This is a genomic window from Kitasatospora sp. NPDC098652 (assembly GCF_044760155.1).
Lineage (GTDB): Bacteria > Actinomycetota > Actinomycetes > Streptomycetales > Streptomycetaceae > Kitasatospora.
The window spans coordinates 429,471-454,720 of the sequence record NZ_JBIWAQ010000002.1; the positions used below are offsets into that span (position 1 = coordinate 429,471).

The following is a 25,250-nucleotide window of genomic DNA, read 5'->3' on the forward strand; positions in this document are numbered from 1 at the left end:
GGCGGTGCCCCGCCTCCCTGGCCGGGAGGCGGGGCACCGCCGGGTCACGCTCGGCCGCTAGCACTCCACGGGAACGTTGCCGTAGTCCTTTTCCATGGTGATGTCGAGGCGTTCCTCGGCCGACCCGCCGTCCCGCTGGACGGCCACGTGGTACCGGCCCTGGAGGTTCCTGGGGACGGCCACGGTGTAGACGGTGTGGAGCACGCCGTCCACGGGGATCGAGTACCCGGCGCGGACCGGGAAGTCCCGCCCCTGGCACGAGATGTGATCGACCGTCTCACCGTCGGCCATCAGCAGCACCGACCAGTTGCCTTCGAACAGGCTGGCGCCGACGAAGGTGCCGACTCCCGGAGTCGGCCGCTTGGCGATCTCCGCGAGCGGGACACAGCCCCGGGCGAGCACCCGGTCCGACGCCGTGCAGATGTCACCGGTCTTCTCCGCCTGCCAGATCAGCTCCGGCCCGTAGCCGTTGCTGAACCGGAGCTCCGTGAACGCGTCACCGACAGGTGCCGTCCCTCTCTCCTTGGCTGTCCCCAGGATCAACTGCCTGACCTGGTCCGACCGGGCCGCCTGGTCCGACACCGTCGGCGTCGGCGTCGATGTCGGCGTCGATGTCGGCGTCGGCGTGGGAGTCGCCCCGGCGCCGGCGCCGGCCTGCCCGGACACCGTGGTGCACGCGCAGGCGCTGAACGCCAGGCCCGCGACAACGGTGCGAAGCCTCCCGGTGACACCCCTCACACGGCTCATTCTCCTCCTTCGACCTCCTGTGATGCGGTGCCGGCCCACGATCGGCCCGGCACTGCTACGGCTCCTTGACGTCCTGCACCTGTGCCCCGGGCTGGTAGAGGACCGGGGTCCAGCTGTTGACGTAAACGGTCCCCCACGTCTTGGTCGTCGTCCTCCCGTCGTCGTAGTAGTACGTGGTCTCGTAGACCCGTCGGGTCACGATGGGCGACTTGCCGTACAGCTGGTGGAGCACGGTGGGCCGCAGCGTCACCTTCTGGTCCACCGTCACCGAGTCGGTCTTACCCTCGGTCGTCTGCGTCGTGTCCTCGGAGCCCCATTCCCAGTTGGCTTCGGTGTCCGCCCCGATCTCGACTCCGCCGATCTTGAACCCGACGCTTCCGCCGACCTTGTTGCTGTGGGAGAAGGTGTTCTTCTTCGTGACCTGCTTGCTCAACTGGGTCGCCTCCGTCGTGGAGATCCCCAGGACCACCGGATCCAGCGATTCGGCCGAGCCGAAGTCGGTTCCGACGCTGTAGTCGACGGTGGGCTGCGCGTCGTGGCTGACCTCCCTCGTGGAGTGGCCGACGATGACGCCCCCCGGCCCTGCGGGGGCCGTCGGCACCTTCTTCTCCCGGTTGGGGTTCGGCAGGGGCTTCGACAGGCTCCTCTCGACGAACTTGACGTAACCCGCCCTGCGGATCGGTTCCGCCCTCTTGATCTCCGCCACGATCCGCTGGTAGTTCGGCCCGTCCTGCGTCGTGTCGACCACGGTGCCCATGTTGGAGCACTTGGCGAATCCGCTCGCGCACTCCTCCAGCGCCATGCCGGTGGGGTCGGTCTTGTTCACCGGGTCGTTGTTGCTGTAGGCGTACGCGTTCCACTGCTGCGGGTTGTCGGCCAGCATCAGCGGGTCCGGGCTGAGGAAGCGGCCGGTGCCGGGCTGGTACTGGCGGGCGCCCAGGTTGGTGAAGCCGGTCGCGTCGTCCTTCAACCCGTTGACGAAGCCCTTGTCGCCGGCCCACGAGGTCCCGCTGCCGGAGCCGCGCAGGACGCCGAAGGGATCGGCCCAGCGACGGCTCACGTTCGTCGTCGCCGAGTCGATCGACAGGGAGTTGGTGCCGTGGTGGTCGGCGAACTGGTAGGTGAGCTTGGTCGGGCCCTGGCGGACGAGGGTGACGCCGCCGGGCAGGGCGTAGTAGCGGGTGCCGGTGCTGGTCTTGGCGCCGGTGTCGTAGGTGAGTTCGTCGCCGCCGCCGAGGTTGACGGTGACCTTGCCGGGGTTGCGGCGGATCAGCTGGTTGCCGTCCGCGTCGTAGACGTAGGAGGTCGTGGCGCCGCCCTGCTTGAGGGTGGCGAGCTTGCCCTCCACGTCCCAGGTCAGGTCCGCGCCGTTGGCCGCGTCCACGGTGTTCCAGGTGTGGGAGTCCCACTTCGGCACCCAGCCCGGCGCGTACACCATGAACTTGCCGTCGTCCTGGACGACCGCGAAGTACTTGCTGTTCGCCCCGACCCAGCTCTGCGAGGACCACAGCGGCACCCGCTGGGGGTCGTAGACGACGAAGTTGCCGTCGTCCTGCATCGTCGCCCACGCACCCGGGTGGTTGGCCGTGTTCGTCGACCACGTCACCAGACCGGTCCGCAGCGAGGTCAGCACCAGGTTGCCGTCCGACTGCATGGTCAGCTGCACACTGCTGGAGCGCACCGACTCACCCGGGTTGAGCACGAAGCCCGCGCCCAGGGTCTTGTTGGCCCCCGGGTTGGCGATCTTCGTCGTGTTCCCCGCCGCGTCGTACTGGTAACTCCCCGGCGTGCTCCCGTTGTTGGGGAACGTCGACTTCACCGCCGTCGGCACGTGCGAACCGCCGGTGCCGCCGCCCGTGCCCGCCGCCGTGGTCGGCGTGTTGCGCGAACCCGCCGCCGGGAACGACTGGTCGATCGTCAGGTCCTTGGAGGTGTCACCGGTCGGGTTGTGCATGACCAGCTTCGTCCGGTTGCCGACCGCGTCGTAGCTGTAGTCCTGCCAGTACGGCGCACTGCCGCCCACGGTGGTGGTACCCGCCGTCGAAGCCCCGCTGGTGGGCGTCGCATTGGCACACGAGCCCTGACCGGCAAGGGACGGGGTGGGCTGGTTGAGCCGCCCGGTGTCCGACCACGCCGTGGTCAGCCGGCCCAGGTAGTCGTACGTGAAGCACTGCAGGTCCGTCCGGTCCGGGCTGTTGTCCGGAATCGTCCGCACCGCCGTGACCCGACCGGCCGGGTTGTAGGCGTAGGTGGTGTTCTGGACCGTGCCGGTGGTGGCCGTCTGCTTGTCCACGTACTGGGTCAGCAGACGCCCGGTCGACTCGTCGTAGGTGTTCGTCGAGACGACCTGCGTGCCCCAAGGGTTCATCGTGTCACGGATGTTGCGCCCGTACGCGTCCCAGTCGGCCTGCCGCAGATAGGTGTACCCGGCACCGCTGATGTCGTTGAGCTGACCGAACGCCTCGTAGTTGTAGTTCACCGCCTCCTGCGCCAGATCACCCGCCGCGGCACGCGTCTCCGACACCAGCGAACCACTGACCGGGTTGAAGGCGGCCGAGTAGTCGAAGTTCACCTGACCACTGCCGCCGATCTCACTGCCGGGGATCGACACGGTCGACCTGGTCGCCCGGTACGCCGCGTCGTACTCACCGACCGACTTGGTGTAGGCCGAACCACCAGCGCCGCCCACGTACCGGGTCGAGGAGGTCAACTGCCCCTTCGCCACGGTGTCGTAGACGAAGCCGGTCAGCTGGTTCGCCGCGGCCACCGAACCGTTGAACGTGCCGGTCTTGCGGCCCAGCAGGTCGTACGTCATCGCGACCGTCTGACCACGCGCGTCCGTCGTCGTCGCCAACTGCCCCGCACCGTCGTAGGTCCGGGTCGACACGCCCGTGTCCGGGTCGTCGGCCTTCACCTGACGCCCGCGCAGGTCGTAGGTGTAACTCCAGGTGTTCCCGGCCGCATCCGTCCGGGTGGCCGCCTGGCCGCCCGGCGTGTAGGTGTAGTTGGTGACGTCCGCGTCGGCCTGGTTGCCGGTCGCCGCGGCCGTCCGGTACTGCCACACCTGGGTCTTGCGCCCGCGCGCGTCGGTGACCGTACTGGTCGCGGTGGCACCGGCGGGCGGCGAGACGTCCACCCGGTCCGCGCCGGGGTAGGCCGTCGTCGTGGTGGTCTGGGGCTTGCCCAGCGCCACGAACTGCGTGCTCACCACCCGGCCCTGGCCGTCGAACTGCACCACGCTCTGGTTGGGCACCATCGCGCCGTCCGGGATCCACCGGGTCGTGTTCGGCTTGTTGGTGTCCTCGTAGTAGGCGCCGTAGGAACGGCCCACCCGGCCCTGGGAGTCGTAGAAGGTGTCCGAGACGATCCGGCCCTGGTAGGCGGAGATCGCCGGGTCGCCCTGGGTCTGCACGGTGCGTCCCAGGCCGTCGACGATCTGCACGGACTTCCCGTACGCCTTGCCGTCGGGACGCAGCGAGTTGGTCGTCACCGTGGACGGCCCCGAGGTGCCGTTGACGGCGTAGTCGAAGGTCGCGTTCGCGTTGCCGCCGGTGTTCTGCCCCGGGGACCAAACCGCCTTCGCCCGCCCGAGACCGTCGTAGGTCCTGGTCGTGCTACGGCCGTTGGGATCCGTCGAGGTGAGCGCGAGACCGCGCGCCGGGCTGAGCGTGACGGTGCTGGTGCGGGCGGTGCCCGCGTCCGGCGCGCCGGCCGGGGCCGGGGTGCCGGTGACCACCTGGTTCGGCAGCTCGCCCGGGCTGGCCGAGCTGTACGCCGTGGTGGTGACCGCGCCGTTGGGGTTGGCGCTGTCGGTGACCGTCGGATCCGTCACCGAGGTGACCCGGCCGTACTGGTCGTACGTGCTGGTCGCGGTGGTGACGAACTGCGCGGCACCGTTGGCGTCGTAGCCGTTCAGCACCTGCTTGCCCGTCACCTCGGCCTTGGCGCCGGCGCTGCCGAAGCCCTGGCCGTCGTAGAGGGTGCGGGTGTCGGAGACGGTGTTGGAGGCGTTCGCGTCCGCGGTGCAGGCGTTGGCGCCCGAGACGACGAGCTGCTCGGAGACCAGGCCGGTCATCTGGGGGTTGGCGCCGCCCGCGTAGCGGTAGCGGGTGCAGACGTCCGGGGTGCCGTCGGCCGTGCTCAGCGACGTGGTGACCCGGTTGTTGTTCCCGGCGTCCGTGTTCGACACCGTCGTGGTGGTGCGGCTGCCGGTGGTGGTCGCGGCGGTCGCCGCGGTGGTCACCTTGGTGGCGCCGTAGCGGGCGACCAGGTCCGGCAGGCCGGCCCGCTTGTGGGTGGCCGTCACCACCGGGTTCTCGTACGCGTTGACGGTGTACGACACCGGCGAGCCCGCGTCGGCCGAGGCGTCCGCGTAGGTGTCCGACTCCAGGACCTGCCCGGACATCCAGTCGGAGTCGGTCCGGCTGCCGCTCTTGATCCCGGCGACGGAGGCGCCCCTGGGCTTGCCGTCGGCCTTGAGGTCGCCGTCCATGCCCTGGTAGTAGCTGGTGGTCGACATGGCCTGCGGCCCGTCCTTGCCCGAGCCCGTCACCGCGGTCACGCTCGCGAAGCCCCGGAACTGGTCCCAGGTCCGGTAGTCGGACTCGACCAGCGGACTGTCGTTGCGGTGCCAGGCCGCCGGACCGTACGAGTACGAGGTCGTCTGCGGCACCGAACCGGAGATCAGGTTGGCGTTCGGGTCCACGGTCACCGTGTCGACCGGGTAGCGCAGGAACCAGTCGTCCACCGTGGACTGCACCTGGGTGTCGAACCACTTCACGTTGAAGCACGGCTTGGTGTTGTTGTCGGCCGACGGCGGCATCCGCCCGGCCGTACGCGAGCACTGGTCCTGCTTGTACGAGACGAGGATGCTGCCGCCGGTCTCCGTGGTGATCACCGCCAGCCGCGGCCGGTTGTAGCGCGGACGCGCCGGCACCAGGCCGTCCACCCGGTTGGGCAGCAGCAGGTCCGCGAAGGTCACCGCCGGGAGCGCCTGCTCGGCCTGCCCGTTGGCGGTGTCCTTACCGGTCCGCTTCACCGACTGCAGCCACGCGATCGGCGCGTTCTCCGTCGCGTTCTGCGGCGTCTTGAACACATGGGTCAACTCGTACTTGTCCACCGGACGGTACGTGCTGCCGGAACGGATCGAGGTGGTGATCGCGTTCAGCCACTTCGTCGACCAGTACGTGGGGCCGTAGTTGGTGCAGGCGCCGACTTCCTGGCACTGCTTGTCCATCGGCACGTCCGGCCAGTTGGCGGCGTTGGCCGCCGTCCGCTTCGCCGGGTCACAGGTCGCCGCGTCCGAGACGCACCGCTCACCCGAGTCGAAGTCCACCCGCGCCGCCGCCTGGTACGAGCCGCCCGCGCCCAACTGGTCCGACAGCAGCTGGCCGTAGGTGATCGCGGCCAGCACCCCGCCCCGCGTGTACGCGGTGTTCGTGCCCGTGCCGCCGTTCTGCGCGCCACCGCGCGCGTACCAGTTGGTCTCGGGCGTGTAGGAGTACGTGGTCAGATTCCCGTGGGCGTCGACCACGTAGTCCAGGTTCCACCGCCACGCCGTCTGGCACCAGGAGCCCTTGCCCTTGGACCCGTCGTAGCACGGGTCACCCGGGTTCGGCGAGTACACCGGAACCGTCCACGCCGACTTGCTCTCCGGCCCCGCCTTGCTCGGCGAACCGTCCGCCGCCGGAAGCTGGTTGAGCCCGAAGTAGTAGACCGTGCCCGAGGTGTCGGTCACCTTGAGGTACGAGCCGTTCCAGGTGCCGTTGTTCGCACCGGTCAGGAACTCGACCTTCGTCCCGTCGTCGCCCTTGAGCCGCCACTTGCACCGCGACTGCTCGTCCGTCGCCGTCCCGGCGGCACACGAGGAGTCCTCCGGCACCAGCTCACCCGAGTGGCCGCCCAGCGACAGGGTCAGGTTCGGACCGCCCCAACACTGGTCGCCCGAACCGGGAATGCCCGCCTTGTCGCAGCCGCGGTAGCCGCGCTCGACGAAGCCCGCGCTCAGGTCCCAGCCGTCGCCGATCCAGGAGGCCTGGGCGTTGGTCGACGCCGTCCTGCCGTCCACCGAGGCCGAGTCGTAGCCGAGCGCGAGCGTGGGAGCGCCACCGCCCAGGGAGGGCGGCAGCGCGATCGGATAGCTGTACGTGAACGAGCCCGACGTGCTGCCCGCCGTCCAACTCTGGCTGGAGGCCAGCGGTGTGGCGCTGTACGTGCCGGTCCCGCCGGAGGGCGCGGCGTCCAGCGCCAGCAGCACCTGACCCGCGGCTGCGGGCGCTTCGGCGGCGGCCGCGGACTCCGCCCGTGAGCCCTTCGACGTCCCGCCCACCGCCGGCAGGTCGACGTCCGCGACCAGCCGCTTCGACTTCTCGTCGTAGTGCGAGGCCACCGGTGTCCGGACCCGGCAGCCGTCCGCGTCCGGCGTGCTCAGCGCACACTCCGGAAGCGCCACCAGCCGTGCCCGGGAGGCGAGTTCCGCGCCGACACCGATCGCGCCGAGGTCGATCCCGACCTGGACCTTGCCGGCCTCCGCCGCCCCGTCGCGGGTCAGCGTGACGACCGTGCCCTGCACACCCTTCGCGGACTCCGCGGACGGTGCGGCGACCTTCACCCGCACGGGCGCGGCGGGCGCGGCCCCGCCCCCCGGCGCCGGGGCCAGCCAGACCGGCAGGTCACCCGCCTGCCTGGACGCACCGGCGCCGGCGTCCAGCGCGACCTCCGCGCTGCCGCTCTTCGGCTGCGGCAGGGACTTCGGCGGCACCCAGTTCGGCGAACCGGTCGGCGGTGAGGTCGACTTCACCTTGTCCGCCGCGCCGTGCACCGAGGCCGTCTTCGGCAGCGGCGTGCCCGGCGGCGACCAGATCCGGCCGTGGTCGGCGCCGCCGCCCGCAGGGGCCGCTACCGCGGTGCCGAGCGGCGCCGCCAGAACGGCCAGCACCGCAAACGAACCGACCAATGACAATTGGGATTTACGCCATCTCGACGGCGACTGGTCCCACCCGGATTCACCGGGTGGTCGTTCGGGAAAAGAGGACATCTCCACCCCTTTGAGAAGTCCGCACCGCGACTCGGCGCGGACAGTCTCGCTGGAGGGTAGGGGGCTGACGATCCGGTGGTCGAGCGGCTTGAGGATCCCCTGAGGATGTGATTCAAATCACAGTCGAACGAAATCGGCGGACGGTCCGTCAAAGCGGACATCCCGGCCGCATATAGCAATTGACGATCAACCAGCTAATGCGGCAGCTTGCTGAGGTCCTTCACGAACGAACCGGATCCGGTCGCCATTCGCGGCCGGACGGTCTCTCCTCTCCTCGAAGGGGCTTCACCATGTCCGCTCCGTCCGGAGCTTCCTCCGGCATGCGCAGAACCGGGCATCCGCCCCGGCGTTCCCACGCCGTCGCGGTCGCCCTCGTGCTCGCGCTGACCTCCGTCGGACCGATCGCGCCACTGGCCTTCGCCGCCGACTCCCCGAGCGCCCCCGCGGCCTCCACCGGCCAGACCCCCGGGGCGATCCCGAAGGACCTGGCCGACCGGATCGCCGCCGGCGACGCCAAGTTCGCGGGCGAGAAGCCCCAAATCGCCTCCGACAAGGCGATCGCCGAGGCCAAGCGCACCGGAAAGCCCGTCCCCGTAACGGAGTTGACCGACGAGTACAGCGAGACCGTCGCCACCCCCGCCGGGCACCTCTCCCGCACCCAGCACGCCGACCCCCAGCGCGTGAAGCAGGACAACGCCTGGGCCGACCTCGACGGCACCCTGGTGGCCGACGACCACGGCGGCTACCGGCCGAAGACCGCCGTCGCCGGCGTCCACCTCTCCGGCGGCGGAGACGGACCGCTCGGCACCCTCACCAGCCCGGACGGCGAGTCCCTCACCATCGACTCGCCCTTCCCGCTGACCAGGCCCACCCTCGACCCCAAGGGCGAGGCCCTGGTCTACCCCGAGGTCGCCCCCGGCATCGACCTGCGCGTCACCGCCTCCAAGCTCGGCGGCCTCTCCACCGTCCTCGTCGTCAAGACCGCCGAGGCCGCCAAGAACCCGGCCCTCAAGAAGGTCCGCTTCCCCACCAAGGCCAAGGGCGTCACCGTCAAGGCCGACGACGCCGGGAACCTCTCCGCCACCACCAAGGACGGCAAGACCCGCTGGCACGCCTCCGCCCCGCAGATGTGGGACAGCGGCACGACGGGCGCCCCCGCGGTCAAGGGCAGGGCCGCCGCCGCCCAACGCGACGGCGACGGCCAGGCCCCGGAGCAGACCAGCACCGCCGAGGCACCGGGGACGAACGCCAAGGTCGCCACCATGAAGACGGCGGTCTCCGGCGACGCCGTCGAGCTCACCACCGACGACACCGTCCTCGGCAAGGGCCAGGGCCCCTGGTTCATCGACCCCGGCTGGATCTACGACCGCCGCGAGGCCAACGCCTGGACCTGGACCCAGTCCGCCTACCCGGGCGCCGCCAACCTCGGCCGCACCGTCGCCAACACCGGCGACCAGTACGCCCAGCCCGGCGTCGGCTACCAGGGCTGGCGCACCGACAAGGGCATCGAACGCTCCTACTTCCAGTTCGACACCCGCTGGTACAACGACATCGTCATCAACAAGGCCGTCCTGTCGGTCTGGGAGGCCAAGTCCTCCGACATGTCCTGCACCAACAAGTACCAGGTCGACCTCGCCCTCACCGGCGCCATCGACAACAGCACCAGCTGGAACAACACCCCCGGCGTCGTCGCCTGGACCGGCAGCGCCAACGTCGGCGGCGCCGGCCAGAGCGGCTGCGGCGGCAACACCCAGTTCGACTACGACGTCACCGGCGCCTACCAGCAGTACGCCCCCAGCCACGACACCCTCACCTTCGGACTCTTCGCCCACAACGAGTCCGACAAGATGGCCTTCAAGCGCCTCACCTACAACCCCGCCGTCGTCGTCGAGTACGACCGCGTCCCCAACACCCCGACCAACCCGTACGCCTGGCCCGTCCCCTCGACAGCCGTGCCGTGGGCCGAGAACCAGGGCTGTGACGGCAACTCGATCGGCTGGCTCAACTCCTCCTCGGGCTTCAACGGGTCGGTCAGCCTCAACGCGACGGTCAGCAGCAACGCCCAGACCTCGCTGTTCGCCTGGACCCACATCTGGGACTACGCGGACCTGAGCGCCGACGTCGACTCCGGCTACACCCCCGAGGTGACCAACGGAGGGAACGCGGTCTTCCAGGTCAACCCGAGCGTCATCAAGGACGGCCACGTCTACGGCTGGGGCACCATGGCCACCGACAAGCTGGTCCGGATGTCGGCCTCCACCCCGATGTGCCGCTTCGGCGTCGACCTGACCCCGCCGACCCTCTCCGTCCCGGACGCCAACACCGTGCTGTCGGCCGCCGACCTCGCGGACAGGTTCCCGCCGTCCGGCAACGGCCAGGTCACCAAGAAGCACGTCGGCGAGCAGGGCCTGGTGCCCTTCACCGCGACCGACCCCGCGCCCGGCGGCAACGCCTCCGGCGTGGTCTGCGCCCGCTGGGGCTGGGACCCGCAGCTCGCCAACGTCGGCTGGTCGTGCGGCGGTTCGATGCCGCAGGGCGGGATCCCGGTCACCCCCGGCCGCTGGGGCACCAACATCCTGTACCTGCAGGTGATGGACAACGCCCGCAACGTCTCCCCGGTCGCCCAGTACTCCTTCTACGTGCCGTGGAACCCGGACGGCCCGCCGCCGGTCTTCGGTGACGTCACCGGCGACGGCGCGCCCGACATCCTCGCGCCCGACCAGGCCGGCTACCTGCGGGCGTACAACCCGCCGGGCAACCCGAACGCCAAGAGCCCGTCCGTCTCGGCCGTCTCCCTCCCGGCGGAGGCCCCCGGCGGCAAGGGGTGGAACGGCATCCAGCTGACCCACCGCGGCACCCTCACCGGCGGCAACAACATCGACGACGTGATCGCCCACGCACCCGGCGCGGGCGAACTCTGGGTCTACCCGAACCCGGGCAACACCGGCGTCTACGGCCGGATCGACAAGCCCGTCCCGCTCGCCAAGCCCAAGTGCGCCAAGACCGCCACCGAGGACTGCTCCTGGCTGACCACCGCCGGCTACAACGCCAACGACTGGTCCACCACCCTGCGCATCGCCGCCCTCGGCGACCCGGTCAACACCGACCTCGACCCCAAGCTCGGCTTCAAGAACAAGACCGGCCTGCTCACCGTCGAGAGCACCAACAACGGCACGGACGCGGCCCTCTGGTACTACCCCGCGACCAACGCCAACACCCTCGGCAAGCCCGTCCGCCTCGCCGCCACCGGCTGGAAGGACAAGGAGCTCATCACCCCCGGCGACTGGGCCAAGCAGGGCCACCCCGGCCTGTTCACCCGCAACCTCGCCGCCTCCGCCGACGCCGCCAAGGACGACCTCAACGGCCTCACCTTCACCACCGGCACCGTCCAGGCCACCGACAACCAGGGCCAGCCCGTCAACGACCCCACCGGCAAGCCGCTGATGGTCCCCACCCTCACCGGCATCGCCGGCACCACCAAGATCGGCGGGGTGCCCAGCGACACCTGGACCACCCTCGGCTCCGACGGCGACCTCACCGGCAACGGCAACGCCGCCCTCTGGGGTACCAAGGCCGACGGCTCCGTCGACATCTGGTGGGGCAAGGTCACCACTCCGGGCACCCCGACCGCCGGCTACACCTGGCAGGTCGGCCCCAACACCGTCGCCAACACCGCCGTCAACCCGGCCCAATGGGTGCTCGACGGCCGCACCGGCGGCGACAGCGGTGACACCAACAAGCTCTACCGCAACGGCGACGACCCGAAGAACAGCTACCCGACCGGGGCCACCCTCACCGCCGACCACAACCGCACCGCCAACAAGGCCACCGCCTTCGACGGAGCGTCGGTCTACCGCACCACCGCCCCCGTCAACAGCGGTCTCGACACCACCCGCAGCTACAGCGTCTCGGCCTGGGTCAAGGTCAACAACCTCGACACCTTCCAGACCGCCGTCTCCCTCACCGGCGACGTGGCGAGCCCGTTCTACCTGCAGTACTCGAAGTCCTTCCACAACTGGGCCTTCGTCGCACCGAGCAATGACAGCACCAACCCCACGGCCTGGTACTCCGCCTACGACCGCAGCGGCCGCACCAACGCCGCGGTCGGCCAGTGGACCCACCTGACCGGCACGTTCAACGCCGACACCGGGACGATCACGCTGTACGTCAACGGCGCGGCCGTCGGCAGCGCGCAGATGCCCAGCGGCTGGAAGCCGGCCCCCGGCAGCCTGAACATCGGCGGTGTCACCTACAACAAGTCCACCCCCGGTGACCTGCTCAACGGCGCGATCAGCGACGTCCGGGCCTACCCGTACGCGCTGACCGACCAGCAGGCCAACACGCTCGCCACCACCGACTCGGCCATCCAGATCCGCAGCGCGGTCGACAGCCGCAAGTGCCTCGACAACTGGGGTGGCAACGCCGGTGCCCAGCTCCGGATCTACGACTGCTGGAACGGCGACAGCCAGCACTTCGTGATGACCAAGGACAACCGGATCAAGATGCCGATCTCCGGACTCTGCCTCGGCACCGCGGACGCCGCGGCCGTCAACGGCACCCCGGTCGTCGCGCAGGACTGCGGCAGCAACCCGGGCTCGCAGACCTGGACCCGCCGCTACGACAACTCGCTGTACAACCCGGCGTCCGGCCTCTGCCTGGACCTCAGCGCCTGGAACACCACCAACGGCCGGGGCCTGGACGTCTGGCAGTGCGTCGACCAGGGGAACGAGCACTGGATCTTCGAGGCCCAGCAGACGGTGTAACACCCGTTCGACCCCAGCACCGCAGAGCACCGTCCCCCGCCGGGAGTCCATCCGGCGGGGGACGGCGTCGTTTCCGGCGGGGGACGGCGTCGTTTCCGGCGACCGGCGTCGTTTCCGGCGACCGGCTTCGGACCTCCCCGGAGATTCGCCCGGCACCACCCGGTGTGATCAACCTGCTTCTCCGAGTAAGGTCCAGCCACGGCCGGGCTACCGGTCGGTGACGAACCCTCCGGAGCCGAGGAGTGTGACCGTGCCCGAGCAGGACCGGCAGGCAGGCCAGTTCGAGCACCTGCGGCCGCGGATGAGGGCCCTCGCGTACCCGTTGCTGGGCTCGCACGCGGAGGCGGAGGCCGCGGTGCGGGAGGTGTGGGTCAGGCTCGGCCGGATCGATCCGGCGGAGGTGGCGGACCTCGCCGAGTGGTTGACCACGGTGACCGGGCGGGTCTGCCTGGGGCTGCTGGGTGCGCGGGACACCCGGCCCCGGCGGCTCCCGGACGTGCCGGTCGGGCCGGGGCACCCGGTGCCGGCGGACGGGTCGGTCGGGCCCGCGCTGCTGGCCGCGCTGGACGCGCTGGCCCCCGCCGAGCGGGTCGCCTTCGTGCTGCACGAGGTGTTCCGGCTGCCCGTCGACCTGGTGGCGACCGCCCTCGACCGGACCACCGCGGACACCCGCGGGCTCGCCGAGCAAGCCCGCCTCCGGGTGCACGGGGCCCGCTCGGCGGGCGCCGAGGGCGGCCCGGCCGGCCGTCGGTGGCGGTGGACGCCTTCGATCCGGCGCCCCGCGACCGGGACCGGGACCGGGCGGCACTGACGGCCCGCCCGGCTCGACTCAACTGCCCGACTGCCCGACTGCCCGCCTCAACTGCCCGCGGTGTCCAGGCGGTGGCGCTGGTCCGGGTCGAGGGTCAGGTCCAGGGCGGCCAGGCTCTCCTCCAGTTGGGCGACCGAGCCGGCGCCGATCACCGGGACGGTGGGGACGGGGTGCCCGAGCAGCCAGGCCAGGACGACCTGGTTGACGGTGGCGCCGGTCTCCTCCGCGACCTCGGCCAGCGCCGCGAGCCGGGCCTCGGTGCCGGGCCACCGGTACTCCTCGGGCAGGGGGCGGTCGGGGCGGGTGTAGGAGCCGCCGAGCAGCGGCGAGTAGGCGAGCAGGGTGAGGTCCGGCCGGTCCGCGAGGTAGGTCAGCAGGGCCCGGTCGGCGTGCCGCTGGATGCCGAGGTCCGCGCCGGGCCGGGGTTGCAGGTGGCTGTGGCGCTGCTGGACGCACCGGTAGCCGGGCCAGCCCCGCGCGTCGGCGAGGTCGTTGGCCGCGGCGAGGTCGGCGGCGCGGTGGTTGCTGCAGCCGAGGGCGGTGACCTTGCCGTCGGCGACCAGGCCGGCGAAGGCGCCCATGGTCTCCTCGACGGGGGTGCCCGGGTCCGTGACGTGGGCGTAGTAGAGGTCGATCCGGTCGGTGCCGAGCCGGCGCAGGCTGCCCTCGGCCGCGCTGCGCAGGGCGGGGGCGGAGAGGCCTTCGAGGTGTTCGGGGTAGGGCAGTCCGGGGACGGGACGGGCGCCCGCCTTGGTGGCGAGGACGAGCCGGTCGCGGTTGCGGCGGCGGGCGGTCCAGCGGCCCAGGAGTTCCTCGCTCTCGTGGCCGGTGCCGCCGGGGGCCCAGCAGGCGTAGTTGTTCGCGGTGTCGATGAACGTCCCGCCGGCCTCGGTGAACCGGTCGAGGATCGCGGTGGCGGTCCGCTCGTCCACGGTGGTGCCGAAGGTCATCGCGCCGAGGCACAGCGCACTCACCCTCGGTCCGTCAACTCCCAGGCTGCGGTGCAGCATCAGTGTTCCCCTCCCCGGGTCCGAAGGCTCGACCCTACGGCGTCCGCCGTCCGGCCGCGAGCGCGATCCCGGCGCAGGTGCTGCCCAGCAGGGCGCCGGCCAGGACGTCGCCCGGGTAGTGGACGCCGGTGTGCACCCGGGAGTAGCCGACGGCGACGGCGAGCAGGCCGAGCGGGACGGCGGTGGCGGGCAGCAGGGTGCCGACGGTGGTGGCCAGGGCGAAGGCGGAGGCGGTGTGGCCGGAGGGGAAGGAGGCGCTGACCGGCATCGGGACGTGCCGGCCCAGCACCACCCGGGCGGCCTCCCGGTCCGGGCGGGGGCGGCGGACCAGCCGCTTGCCGAGGATGTTGGCGGTGAAGGAGGCGAGGGCGACGGCGGCCGCGCCGGTCACTCCGGCGCGGCGGCAGCGGCCGGGGACGAGGGCCAGGGCGGCGGCGACGGAGAGGTTGATCTTCGAGTGGTCGGCGGCCGCGGAGAGGGTGCGCAGGGCGGAGTCGAGGGCGGGGGTGTCGGTGGCGGCGACGGCGGCGTAGAGCGCCGCGTCGAGCGCGGTGAGGTCGCGCAGGACCGGGCCGGTCACCGGTGGCCTCCGGTGGGCCGGGCCTGCGCCGGGTGCGGGCCCGCGCCGGACAGGGCCAGCCTGGTGACGTCGCGCCAGTCCAGCGGATGGGCGTGGGCCCGCTGGGCCGGGTCGGCGCCGGGGCGCTCGCGCGGGACGCGGACCCGCAGGGCGCGGTGCCGCAGGGTGCAGACGACCGGGGTCGGCAGGGTCAGCGCCTCGCCGTCGACGGCGACGGGGATCTCGGCGGCGTCGGCGTGCACGGTGACCTGCCGCGCCGACAGCAGGGTCAGTGCGGCGGCCCGCTCGCCGAGCAGGACGAGTTCGGCGGCCCCGGCGGCGCCCTCGACCCGGACGCCGACCACGCCCAGCAGGCCCTCGTCCAGCCGGGGGCGGCGGCCGAGGTCGACGGGGTCGGGGGCGGCGTACGGGTTGTTGCTGACGAGCAGGGCCTGCGGGGCGTCGATGCGGTGCCCGTCGGCGCGGGCGGTGAGGGTGGGCCCGGCCTCGCCGGTCAGCAGGTCGGGCAGGGCGTCGAGGGCGGTGGCGGTCTTGGCGTCGCGGTACTCGGGGCTCTGCACGATCTGGGCGTAGGCGCCGAAGGAGACGGTGTTGACGAAGGTCCGGTCGCCGACCCGGCCCAGGTCGACGGTGAGTTCGACGCCGTCGCGGAGGGCGTCGAGGCAGGTGGCGGGGTCGGTGCGGTCGAGGCCGAGGTCCATCGCGAAGTGGTTGCGGGTCCCGGCGGACACGACCAGGAACGGCAGGCCGTGCTCGGCGGCGACGGCCGCGACCAGGGCCTGGGTGCCGTCGCCGCCGGCCACGCCGAGCAGGTCGGCGCCGTCGGCGACCGCCCGGCGGGCGAGCTCGGCGACGTCCTGCTCGACGGAGGTGTCGAGCAGCACCACCCGGGCGCCCAGGTCCTCGGCGCGCCGGACCAGGTCGAAGCGTTCGACCTTCCCGCCGCCGGACTTCGGGTTCATGATCAGGACGGGCTGCCGCGGCGGCGGGGCCTCCCGGGTGGGCATCGGGCGCGGCGGCCGGGCGGCGCGCAGCGCGGCGCGGGCGCAGGCGAGGGCGGCGAGCCAGAGGGCCACGGCGGTCACCGTGAGCGCCAGCACCCCGGCGTCGTAGGCGAGCAGGACGCCGGCGGTCGGCCCACCGACGGCCAGCAGCACGCCGACCAGCCGCCACAGGGCCCGCCGGGTGATCGTCCACCAGACGCCGACGGCCGTCACCACCAGGCCGGCGAGCTCGGCGAGCAGCACCAGCAGCCCGTGCGGGCCGGTGAAGGCGAGCACGACCACGGCGGCCAGTGCGCACAGCAGGGCGAGCCGCGCGAGCCGGCGCGGCCGGCGCCGGTCCACCACGTCCTCCCCCGGCCCTCCGGCCGTCGATCCGTCGGCCCTCGACCCGCTCTCCGTCGGCTCGCCCGCCATCGACCCGCCCGCCATCGACCCGCCCTCCTCCGTTCGGCCCCGTCCGGTCCGGTCACCGTAACCTGAGGGCCCGTTCGGGGCGCGTCGAACGGGCCGGGCGGCACGGCCGGTTCAGCGGCCCGGCGGGCCGCTCCCGAATGTCCAAAAACAATTCCGGGGCCGCCCGCCGGGGGCCCCGCCCCGGAGAATCCGTCCGGAGGCCCCGACAGAGCTGCCACGTGCACGAAGCATCTGCGTCAGCAATGGTCAGACCGGGATCACGTACGATAGCGCGGGGGTTATGGCGAGAATTCGCCGGGCGTACAGAAACCTCCCGCACGGACTGTCCGGTTAATGCTGTGACGGTAGTGTCCACGGGGGAATCTGGTGTATACCAATACGCTGAGCGCGTTTCGGTTGACGGGGAGGAAGGCATGCTGCTACGGCTGCTGGGGTCGGTCGAACTGGTCCATGAGGGGCGCTCGCTGGACCTGGGCGGCCCACGGCAGCGGGTGGTCCTGGCGATGCTCGGACTGAACGTCAACCGGACCGTCTCCACCGAACAGCTGATCGACGCGGTGTGGGGGGACGCACCGCCGACCACGGCCCGCGGCCAGGTCCAGGTCGCCGTCTCCACCCTGCGCAAACGTTTCACCCAGGCCGGTCGGCCGGAGGCGATCACCACCCGCTCCCCCGGCTACGCGCTGGAGCTGGCGCCCGCCGACGTGGACAGCCTGGAGTTCGAACGGCTGGTCGCGCTCGCCCGGGAGGAGGACGGCGCGGGCCGCACCGAGCGGGCGGCCGCCACCATGCGCGAGGCGCTGGCGCTGTGGCGCGGGCCCGCGCTGGACGGGGTGCCCGGCGAGCTGGCCCAGCGGGCCGCCACCCACCTGGACGACCGGCGGCTGACCGTGCTGGAGGAGCGGGTCCGGCTGGACCTGCTGCTCGGCCGGCACGGTGAGCTGGGCGCCGAACTGGCCTCGCTGACCGCCCGCCACCCGCTCCGGGAGCGGCTGTACGGGCAGCTGATGCTGGCGCTGTACCGCTCGGGCCGCCAGGCGGACGCGCTGGAGGCGTTCCAGCGGGCGCGCCGGGCGCTGGTGGAGGAGATCGGCATCGAGCCGGGCCAGGAACTGCGGGAGCTGGAGCGGGCGATCCTGTGCCAGTCCCCCGGGCTGGACCTGCCGGGGCACCGCGCCGGGCACGCCCGGCACACCGCCGCCAGCCCGGCCGCTCCGCCGCTCGCACCCGTACTCGCCCCCGCACCGGCGCCCGTACCCCAGGTGCCCCTGGTCTCCGTGGCGCCCCTGTCGGTGCCGCCCGCCGACCGGGGCACCGCGGACCCGGGCCCCGCCACTCCCCCGCCCGCGCCCCCGGCTCCCGCCGTCCACGCCGCGCACACCACCCACACCGTCCAGGCGACACACACCACCCACACCGTCCAGGCCACCCTCACCACCCACCCGGCACACCCCGCCGCCGAGGCCGCCTTCCGCCTCACCCCCCGCCAACTCCCCGCCAGCATCAGCGACTTCATCGGCCGCCGGAGCCAGCTCGACGAGATCAAGAAGCTGATCGTGCCCTACGCCGGCACCCAGGCCCCCGGCTACGCGGTGCCGATCGTCAACATCTGCGGCCCGGGCGGGGTCGGCAAGTCCGCGCTGGCGGTGCGCGCCGCACACGAGGCCGGCGCCCACTTCCCGGACGGCCACCTCTACGCCGACCTGCACACCCCGAGCGCCGAGCCGGGCGCCCCCGGCGAGGGCGAGGGCCGGACCGGGACGCTGCTCGCCCGCTTCCTGCGGGCGGTCGGGGTGCCGGCCAAGGCGATCCCGGAGGACCCGCAGGAGCGGGCCGAGATGTACCGCAGCCGACTGGCCGACAGCCGGGTCCTGGTGGTCCTGGACGGGGTGACCAGCGCCGAGCAGGTGACGCCGCTGCTGCCGGGCAGCGCCAGCTGCGCGGTGCTCGCGACCAGCCGGGTCCGGCTGGCCCGGGTCCCGGGGATCCACCGGGTGGACGTCGAGGTGTTCGACATGTCCAACGCGCTGGACCTGCTGGCGGGCATCATCGGCAGGCCGCGGGTCCAGGCCGAACTGGACACCGCCGTCGAGCTGGTCCACCTGTGCGACGGGCTGCCGCTGGCGCTGCGGATCGCCGGCGCCCGGCTGGCCTCGCACCCGCACTGGCCGGTGGAGCGGCTGGTCCGGCGGCTGCGCAACGAGCGCCGCCGACTGGACGAGCTCAGCCACCACGGCCTCGAACTGCGCTCCACCATCAGCCTCACCTACCGCGCCCTGCCGCCCTCGGCGCAGCGGCTGTTCCGGCTGTTCTCCCTGGTCCAGCTGCCGGACGCGCCCGCCTGGATCGCGGCGGCGCTGCTGGACTGCGACCCGTGCACCGCCGAGGACACCCTCGACCTGCTGGTCGAGGCCCAGGTGATGGACATCGTCCAGTACCCGAACCAGCCGGGGCCGCGCTACCGCTTCCACGACCTGGTCCGCGCCTACGCCCACGAGCAGTTGGTGGCCACCGAGGGCGTGGGCGAGCAGGAGGCGGCGCTGGCCCGGATGCTGGGCGGCTGGCTGGCCCTGGCCGAGGACGCCCACCGCCGGGAGTACGGCGGCGACTACACCGTCATCCACGGCACGGCCGAGCGCTGGCGGCCGCCGCTGGAGGGCCGCTCGGGCGCGGCCGGGACCGGGGTGGACGGCTGGGACACCGAGCGGCTGGCCCTGGTGACGGCCGTGCGGCAGGCCGCCGCGGCCGGGCTGGACGAACTCTGCTGGGACCTCGCGCTCACCTCGGTCACCCTGTTCGAGGCCAAGGGGCACTTCGACGACTGGGAGGAGACCGCCCGGCTCGCCCAGGAGACGGCGGTCCGGGCGGGCAACACGGTCGGCCAGGCCGCGATGCTCTACTCGCTCGGGACCCTGCACATGTTCCAGACCCGGCACGAGCAGGCCCAGGAGCACTTCGCACTCGCCCGGGAGCTGTTCGAGGCGGCCGGACACGACCACGGCCGGGCCCTGGTGCTGCGCAACGACGCCTTCCTGGACGGGGTGCGCGGCGACGACCTGGCGATGCGGGAGAAGTACGACGAGGCGCTGGCCGTGATGCGGCTGGTCGGCGACCGGATCGGCGAGGCCCACATCCTGCGCAGCCTGGCCGGCTGGTGGATGACGGCGGGCCGGCCGGAGCGGGCCCACGCCCTGCTGGAGCAGGCCCTGGTGATCTGCCGGGCGGAGCACTGTGTCCGGGTGGAGGCCCAGGTGCTGCAACGGTTCGCCGAGCTGCACCTGTCGGCCGGGCGGACGGACCTGGCCGAGGACGCCCTGCGGGAGGTGCTGCGGATCGTCCGGGCCGGCGGCGACCGGATCGGCGAGGCCTACGCGCTGCACGGCCTCGGCACGGTGCACCGCCGGGAGGGCCGGCTGGACGGCGCGGTCGACACCCTGACCCGGGCGCTGGAGCTGTCCCGGCAGGTCGGCGAGCGGGCCGTGGAGGGCCGCTCGCGCTATGCGCTGGCCGAGATCGCGCTCCGCCGGGCCGACCGCGCCCAGGCCGCCGGGCACCTCAAGGCCTGCCGGAAGCTGTTCACCGAACTCGGTTCCAGGCCCTGGCTGGAGCGCACCGAGGACCTGCTGGCCGAGTCCCGGCGCGGCCCCGAACCGGCCGCCGAGGCCGGACCGGCGCTGCGCCTGGGGAGCCGCCCGGACCGCTGCTGACCGCCGGCTCACAGCTCGACCGGGCCTGCCCCGACCCGGCCGACTACCCCGCCGCGAGGGGCTGTTCGTCCGCCGCCCGCCCGATCAGCTCGGCCAGCTCCGCCACGGCCAGGCTGCCGGGCTCGCGGCGCTCCCGCACCCAGCGGTTCACCAGTTCCTGGAACAACTCGTTGACCGGCGTCGGCACCCCGCAGCCGCGCCCCAGCAGCACGATCTCCCCGTTCAGGTAGTCCACCTCGGCAGACCGGCCGCCCCGCTTGAGGCTCTGCCAGGTCGAGCCGTGCCCGGCCCCTGGGTCCGACGGCCGACGCTCGACCGCGCCGAGGCGCAGTTCGGTCAGCTCCTCGGAGGTCGCGAACGCGATGCCCGAACGCTCCAGCACGGCGACGGCCTCGGCCCGCGCCCGGACGGCCAGAGCCGCGGACTCCGCCCCGGGCCGCTGGCCGCACAGCGCGTCGACGGCGTTGGCCAGGTTGTCGACCAGCTTGCCGTACTTCCAGCGCAGCACGTCCTCGACCACCTCGGCCCGGAAGTCGGCCGCGGTGAGGTCGGCGGCGATCTCCCGGACGGTGTCGTCGGCGCCGTCCGGGTAGCGGCCCAGGGCGAGGGCGCCGGTGCGCGGCCCGCACCAGATGCGCACCTCGCCCGGGGTGAGGAAGGCGGCCGGCAGCACCACCATGGCGCCGTACACCCGGCGGAAGTGGCGCAGCGCCAGCCGCTCGTTCTCCACCCCGTTCTGCAGGCAGACCAGCGGCAGCCGGGAGCCGGCCCGGGCGCCGTCCGGGCCGACCGGGCGCTCGGCCCAGTCGGCCAGCGCGGCCGCGGTGTCCTGGGTCTTGACGGCCAGCAACAGGACGTCGCCCTCGCGCAGTTCGACCTCCTGCGGACCGGCGGCCACCGGGATCCGGGCGGTGTCCGCTCCCGCCGGGGAGTGCACCGTCAGCCCGTGCTCGCGCAGCGCCGCGCCGTGCTCGCCGCGCGCGACCAGGACCACCTGCTGCCCGGCCCGGTGCAGCCGCGCGCCGACCACGCCGCCCACCGCCCCGGCGCCGACCACGATGTACCGCTTGTCCATCGAGCCCTACTCCTCCCAGCTGATCCCGTTCGCGTACCACGCGGCCAACTCCTCGGCGTTGGCGGCGATTTCGGCCGCGTCCCGGCCAATGATCACATAGCCGCCGAGGTAGTCCCCGGACTTCTCGCCGCCGTGGTAGCGGTGTCCGACCGTGCCCTTGATCCGCTCCTCGACCACGAAGGACGGCGGCTCCTGCGGCAGTCCGGTCAGCCGGCCCCGCCCGGGGTAGAACAGCACCCAGCCGCCGGAGCCGCCCGGCGGCACCGCCCGCAGCTCCTCGCCCCGGGGGATCCGCTCGCCGAGCTGGGCGGCGAACCAGCGCTGGTCCAGGTCGAAGCCGGTGGCGGCGCGGATCGCCCCGGTGGTACGGGCCCCGCCGGTCCGGCTGGCCACCTCGCAGAGCACCAGGCGGTCGTCGGGGGTGAGGAAGACCTCCAGGTGGAAGTTGGTGCAGTCCGGGGTCGGCAGCACCGTCAGCACCGTCTCGGCGTACTCGATCAGGCGCTCCACCAGCGGCTCGCCCCGGTTCAGCTGGGCCGAGCCGAGGTAGCCGCCGGAGTGGAAGGTGAGGCAGTCGTTGAGGTAGTGCGAGACGAACACGGCGGCCAGCCGGCCCTCGGTGACCAGGCCGTCGACGACGTACATCCGGCCGTCGACGAAGCGCTCCACCTCGGCGTGCTCGGGCAGGCCCCCGGCGAGCAGTCCGGTGAGGTCGGCCTCGTCACGCAGCACCACGGTGCCCTTGGAGCCGGAGCCCAGGGCGGGCTTCACCACCACCGGGTAGCCGTGCTCGCGGATGAAGCCGAACAGGTCGAGCGCGACCCGCACCGGCGCGAACTCCGGTACGTCCAGGCCCTTCTCGCGCAGCATCGTCTTCATCAGGACCTTGTCGCGGAAGGCCAGGGCGCTGTCCCAGTGCTGGCCGGGCAGGCCGAACAGCTCGCGCAGCCGGGCGGCGCGCAGCACGTCCCGCTCGCCGCGGGCGATCACCGCGACGAAGTCCTCCTCGGCCAACTCCATGGCCACCCGCTCGAGTTCGCTGCCGCCGTGGTAGCCGGGGATCGACCGGGCGGCCGGCAGGTGGGCGTACTGCGGGTACTTCTCCTCGGAGACCAGCAGGGTCAGCCGGACGCCGAGTTCGGCCGCCCAGAGGTCGTACGGGGTGTCGGCGTGGTCGCTGTCCACCAGCACCAGGGCGTGCGGGGCGGTCGCCCCGGTGGCCGGCTGCCGCGGCGGTCGTGCTTCCGTCTCCATTGCTCCTCCAGTCGGATGGTGGGCGGGGGGCCGGCTCCCGGCCAGGGATCAGGTCCCGGCCAGGGGTCGGCTCCCGGCGGGGGTCAGCTCCGGGTCAGGGCGGGCCGGGCCAGGGCGGGCCGGGCCACCGGCCGCACCACGCCGTGCAGGTGGACCAGGCTGTCGCCCGGCGCGCCGTGGCGGACCTCCGTGACGGCGGCCGTGACCACGTGGTGGTCGCCCAGGGTGCGGACGTCGTGCCGGGTGCAGACCAGCCAGCTCAGGCAGCCGTCGAGCAGCGGGACCTGGTGCGGCCCGGAGTGCCAGCGGGTGTCCGGGCCGAAGCGGTCGGCGCCCGGCGTGGCGAACAGTCGGGCCAGCTCCTGCTGGTGGGCGCCGAGGATCTGGACGCCGAACCACTCGCTGTCCCGGACCCGCGGCCAGGTGCTGGACGTCTGCGCCAGGGCGAAGGAGACCAGCGCCGGGCTGGCGCTGACCGAGGTGAAGGAGGTGATCGTCACCCCGACCGGCCCGGGCGCGGTGAGCACCGCGATCCCGGCCGCGTGCGGGCGCAGCGCCCCGCGCAGTTCCTTGGCGTCGACGCTCACTCGGCGGCTCCCGGGCCGGCTCCCGGGCCGGGGTCCGGGCTGGCTCCCGGGCCGACTCCCGGGCCGGGGTCCGGGCCGGGGTCCGGGCCGGGGTCCGGGGCGGCGCCGACCAGCCGGTCCGGGCGGGCCGCGATGGTGGCCAGGGTGCGGGCGGGCGGGCCGGTCTCGGCGGGCGCGGTCCGGATCGCGATCCGGGCGGCGAGGGCGCTCGCCCGCTCGGCCGCGTCCCGGCCGTCCCGGCCGCGGGCCAGCACCAGGCCGCAGCGGTCGTAGGACCAGGCGATCGGCACCACGGTGTCGCCCGGGGCGACGCTCACCGAGGCGTCGACGACCGCCGGGTCGGCGAGCACCGCGTCCAGGCCCTCGACCGAGGCGACCACGCCGGGTTCGGCGGTCAGGAAGCGGATCGAGGCGCCGCAGGACGGCTCCCCGGGCCGGACCGGGTCGGTGCGCCCGGCGTACCAGAGGAAGGCCAGGGCATCAATGTCGATCCCGTAGACCTCCTTCACCAGGTCGGTGATCCGGTCCCCGCCGCGCCGGCTGTGCGACTCGACCAGCCGGGGCCCCTGCGCGGTGAGGATCACCTCGGTGTGGGCGGGGCCGTCGGCCAGGCCGACGGTGTCGAGCATCGCGAAGACCAGGTCCTCGACCCGGCGGGCGGTGGCGTCCTCCAGCGGGGCGGGCTGGGCGTGGCCGACCTCGACGAAGGAGGCGAGCTTCTCCTTCGCCGTGAAGGCGAGCACCACGTGCCGGCCGGCGTAGCTGAAGGTCTCCACGCTGATCTCGGTGCCCGACAGGAACTGCTCCATCAGGAAGGAGTGCAGTCCGAAGCCGGCCGCCCAGGTGCCCGCCTCGTCCACGGCGGCGAGGTCCTCGACGAAGCGCACCCCGAGGCTGCCGGAGCCGTAGCGCGGCTTGATCACGGTCGGGCCGTGCTCGGCCACGAAGGCGCGGATGTCCTCGGCGGTGTGCCCGATCCGGGCCGCGACGGCGTCCACACCGCGCTCGGCGAGGAGGGTGCGGAAGGCCAGCTTGTCCTGGAGCACCTGGACGAGGTCCAGCCCGTTGCCGGGCAGGCCGAGCCGGGTGGTCGCGGCGGCGGCCGGCTCCAGGCCGTCCTCGATGATCGAGACCACCCGGACCAGCGGGCGGGACCGGTGCACGGTGGCGAGCAGTTCGGCGACGGCGGCGGGCTCCCGGTAGTCCGTCAGGTAGGCCTCGGCGACGTGCGCCAGGCCGGTCGGGTCCAGCTCCTGCGGCCCGTACACCCAGACGATCTCGAAGCCCGCGGCGCGCACCTTGCGCAGGGTGGCGGGGGTGCCGCCGATCACGGCGATCCGCGGGGCGGGGGTCAGCTCGGGGCCGTTCACGACCGCAGCTCCCGTCCGGCCTCGGACTCCAGCCAGCGGACCAGTTCGACGTTGTCGGCCTGCTCCGGCAGCTTCTCCCGGGCGTCCTCCCAGAGCGCCCGGCAGGCCCGGCCCAGGTCGGAGCGGCCGCCGGCGTCCGCCAGCAGCCGGTCGGCGATCCGCAGGTCCTTGAGCATCAGCCGGAGCGCGAAGCCGGAGTCGAAGGTGCCGGTCAGCACGTGCGCCGGGAACTTGGTCTCGGAGGCGTGGTTACGGCCGGTGGAGGCGTTCACCACCTCCAGCACGACGGCCGGTTCGAGGCCGAACGCCCGCCCGGCGAGCAGGACTTCGGCGGTGGCGGCGAGGCTGACCGAGGACAGCAGGTTGTTCAGCGCCTTCAACGCGTGACCGGCGCCGGACGGGCCGACCCGGTACACCCGGCCGAGCGCGGTGAGCGCCGGCTCGGCCAGGTCGAGGGCCGCCGGGTCGCCGGCCGCCATCAGGGTCAGCTCGCCGCCGCGGGCCGCCGCCGGGCTGCCGGAGACCGGGGCGTCCACCACCTGCACGCCGTACCGGGCGGCCAGTTCGCGCAGTTCGCGGGTGTCGGCCGGGTCGCTGGAGCCGGTGTCGACCAGCACCGAGCCGGCCGCCATGGCCGGCAGCAGCTGCTCGGCGACGGCCCGGACGGCGGCGCCGTCCGGCAGCATGGTGACCACGACCGGCGCGGCCAAGTCGGCGGGCGCGGCGGCGGCGGTGATGCCGGGCTGCTCGGCCGCCCGCTCGGCGGCGGCGGCGTCCAGGTCGAAGGCCGCCACCTCGAAACCGGCCTCGGCCAGGCGCCGGCACATGCCGCCGCCCATCGTCCCGAGTCCGGCGAATCCGATCCGCATGGTCGGTCTCCCTACGTTCGCAT

Annotated in this window: 13 protein-coding genes; 3 read left to right on the top strand and 10 right to left on the bottom strand. The window is 73.1% G+C overall.

Annotated elements, in window-relative coordinates; translation table 11 throughout:
- Nucleotides 1-57: 57 nt before the first annotated feature.
- Nucleotides 58-543 (bottom strand): hypothetical protein, encoded by a 486-nt coding sequence (locus ACIQWA_RS05945; protein ID WP_402478668.1) that lies wholly within the window; start codon nt 541-543, stop codon nt 58-60.
- A gap of 259 nt (nt 544-802) precedes the next feature.
- Nucleotides 803-7,684: an RHS repeat-associated core domain-containing protein gene (locus tag ACIQWA_RS05950; RefSeq protein ID WP_402478671.1), complete on the bottom strand. Its 6,882-nt coding sequence runs from the start codon at nt 7,682-7,684 to the stop codon at nt 803-805.
- A 419-nt stretch (nt 7,685-8,103) separates the two neighbouring features.
- Here ACIQWA_RS05950 and ACIQWA_RS05955 point away from each other — a divergent pair, with 419 nt between their 5' ends.
- The gene (locus ACIQWA_RS05955; protein WP_402478674.1) at nt 8,104-12,546 is read left to right on the top strand and encodes a LamG-like jellyroll fold domain-containing protein; all 4,443 of its coding nucleotides are present in this window, start codon (nt 8,104-8,106) and stop codon (nt 12,544-12,546) included.
- Between the two features lie 250 nt (nt 12,547-12,796).
- Nucleotides 12,797-13,357 carry a hypothetical protein gene (locus tag ACIQWA_RS05960; protein WP_402478676.1) on the top strand — a complete coding sequence of 187 codons (561 nt, stop codon included), beginning with the start codon at nt 12,797-12,799 and terminating at the stop codon, nt 13,355-13,357.
- A gap of 47 nt (nt 13,358-13,404) precedes the next feature.
- On the opposite strand, the gene ACIQWA_RS05965 is transcribed toward ACIQWA_RS05960, so the two are convergent.
- The 3 genes from ACIQWA_RS05965 to ACIQWA_RS05975 are packed head-to-tail and all read right to left on the bottom strand — an operon-like array spanning nt 13,405 to nt 16,380.
- Nucleotides 13,405-14,367 (bottom strand): aldo/keto reductase, encoded by a 963-nt coding sequence (locus ACIQWA_RS05965; protein WP_402478678.1) that lies wholly within the window; start codon nt 14,365-14,367, stop codon nt 13,405-13,407.
- 34 nt (nt 14,368-14,401) lie between these two features.
- Nucleotides 14,402-14,947, bottom strand: a complete 546-nt coding sequence (locus ACIQWA_RS05970; RefSeq protein WP_402478680.1) for a phosphatase PAP2 family protein — start codon at nt 14,945-14,947, stop codon at nt 14,402-14,404.
- The gene (locus ACIQWA_RS05975) at nt 14,944-16,380 is read right to left on the bottom strand and encodes a diacylglycerol/lipid kinase family protein (RefSeq protein WP_402478683.1); all 1,437 of its coding nucleotides are present in this window, start codon (nt 16,378-16,380) and stop codon (nt 14,944-14,946) included. The genes ACIQWA_RS05970 and ACIQWA_RS05975 overlap by 4 nt, the downstream gene beginning before the upstream one ends.
- Nucleotides 16,381-16,778: 398 nt before the next feature.
- On the opposite strand from ACIQWA_RS05975, the gene ACIQWA_RS05980 reads away from it, so the two are divergent.
- Complete coding sequence (locus ACIQWA_RS05980) at nt 16,779-20,072, top strand: AfsR/SARP family transcriptional regulator (RefSeq protein ID WP_402478685.1); 3,294 nt, start codon at nt 16,779-16,781, stop codon at nt 20,070-20,072.
- 43 nt (nt 20,073-20,115) lie between these two features.
- Here ACIQWA_RS05980 and ACIQWA_RS05985 read toward each other — a convergent pair whose 3' ends face one another.
- From ACIQWA_RS05985 to ACIQWA_RS06005, 5 genes are all read right to left on the bottom strand, one after another.
- Nucleotides 20,116-21,147, bottom strand: a complete 1,032-nt coding sequence (locus ACIQWA_RS05985) for a ketopantoate reductase family protein (RefSeq protein WP_402478688.1) — start codon at nt 21,145-21,147, stop codon at nt 20,116-20,118.
- Nucleotides 21,148-21,153: 6 nt separating this feature from the next.
- Entirely contained in the window at nt 21,154-22,401 is a 1,248-nt protein-coding gene (locus ACIQWA_RS05990; RefSeq protein WP_402478690.1) for an acetyl-CoA carboxylase biotin carboxylase subunit family protein, read from the bottom strand.
- A gap of 83 nt (nt 22,402-22,484) precedes the next feature.
- On the bottom strand, nt 22,485-22,988 hold the full coding sequence (locus ACIQWA_RS05995; RefSeq protein ID WP_402478693.1) for a flavin reductase family protein: 504 nt from the start codon (nt 22,986-22,988) through the stop codon (nt 22,485-22,487).
- Entirely contained in the window at nt 22,985-24,358 is a 1,374-nt protein-coding gene (locus ACIQWA_RS06000; protein ID WP_402478696.1) for an ATP-grasp domain-containing protein, read from the bottom strand. The genes ACIQWA_RS05995 and ACIQWA_RS06000 overlap by 4 nt, the downstream gene beginning before the upstream one ends.
- A complete protein-coding gene (locus ACIQWA_RS06005; RefSeq protein WP_402478698.1) occupies nt 24,355-25,227 on the bottom strand; it encodes an NAD(P)-dependent oxidoreductase in 873 nt (290 codons plus the stop codon). Before ACIQWA_RS06005 ends, ACIQWA_RS06000 begins: the two co-directional genes overlap by 4 nt.
- Nucleotides 25,228-25,250 lie beyond the last annotated feature (23 nt).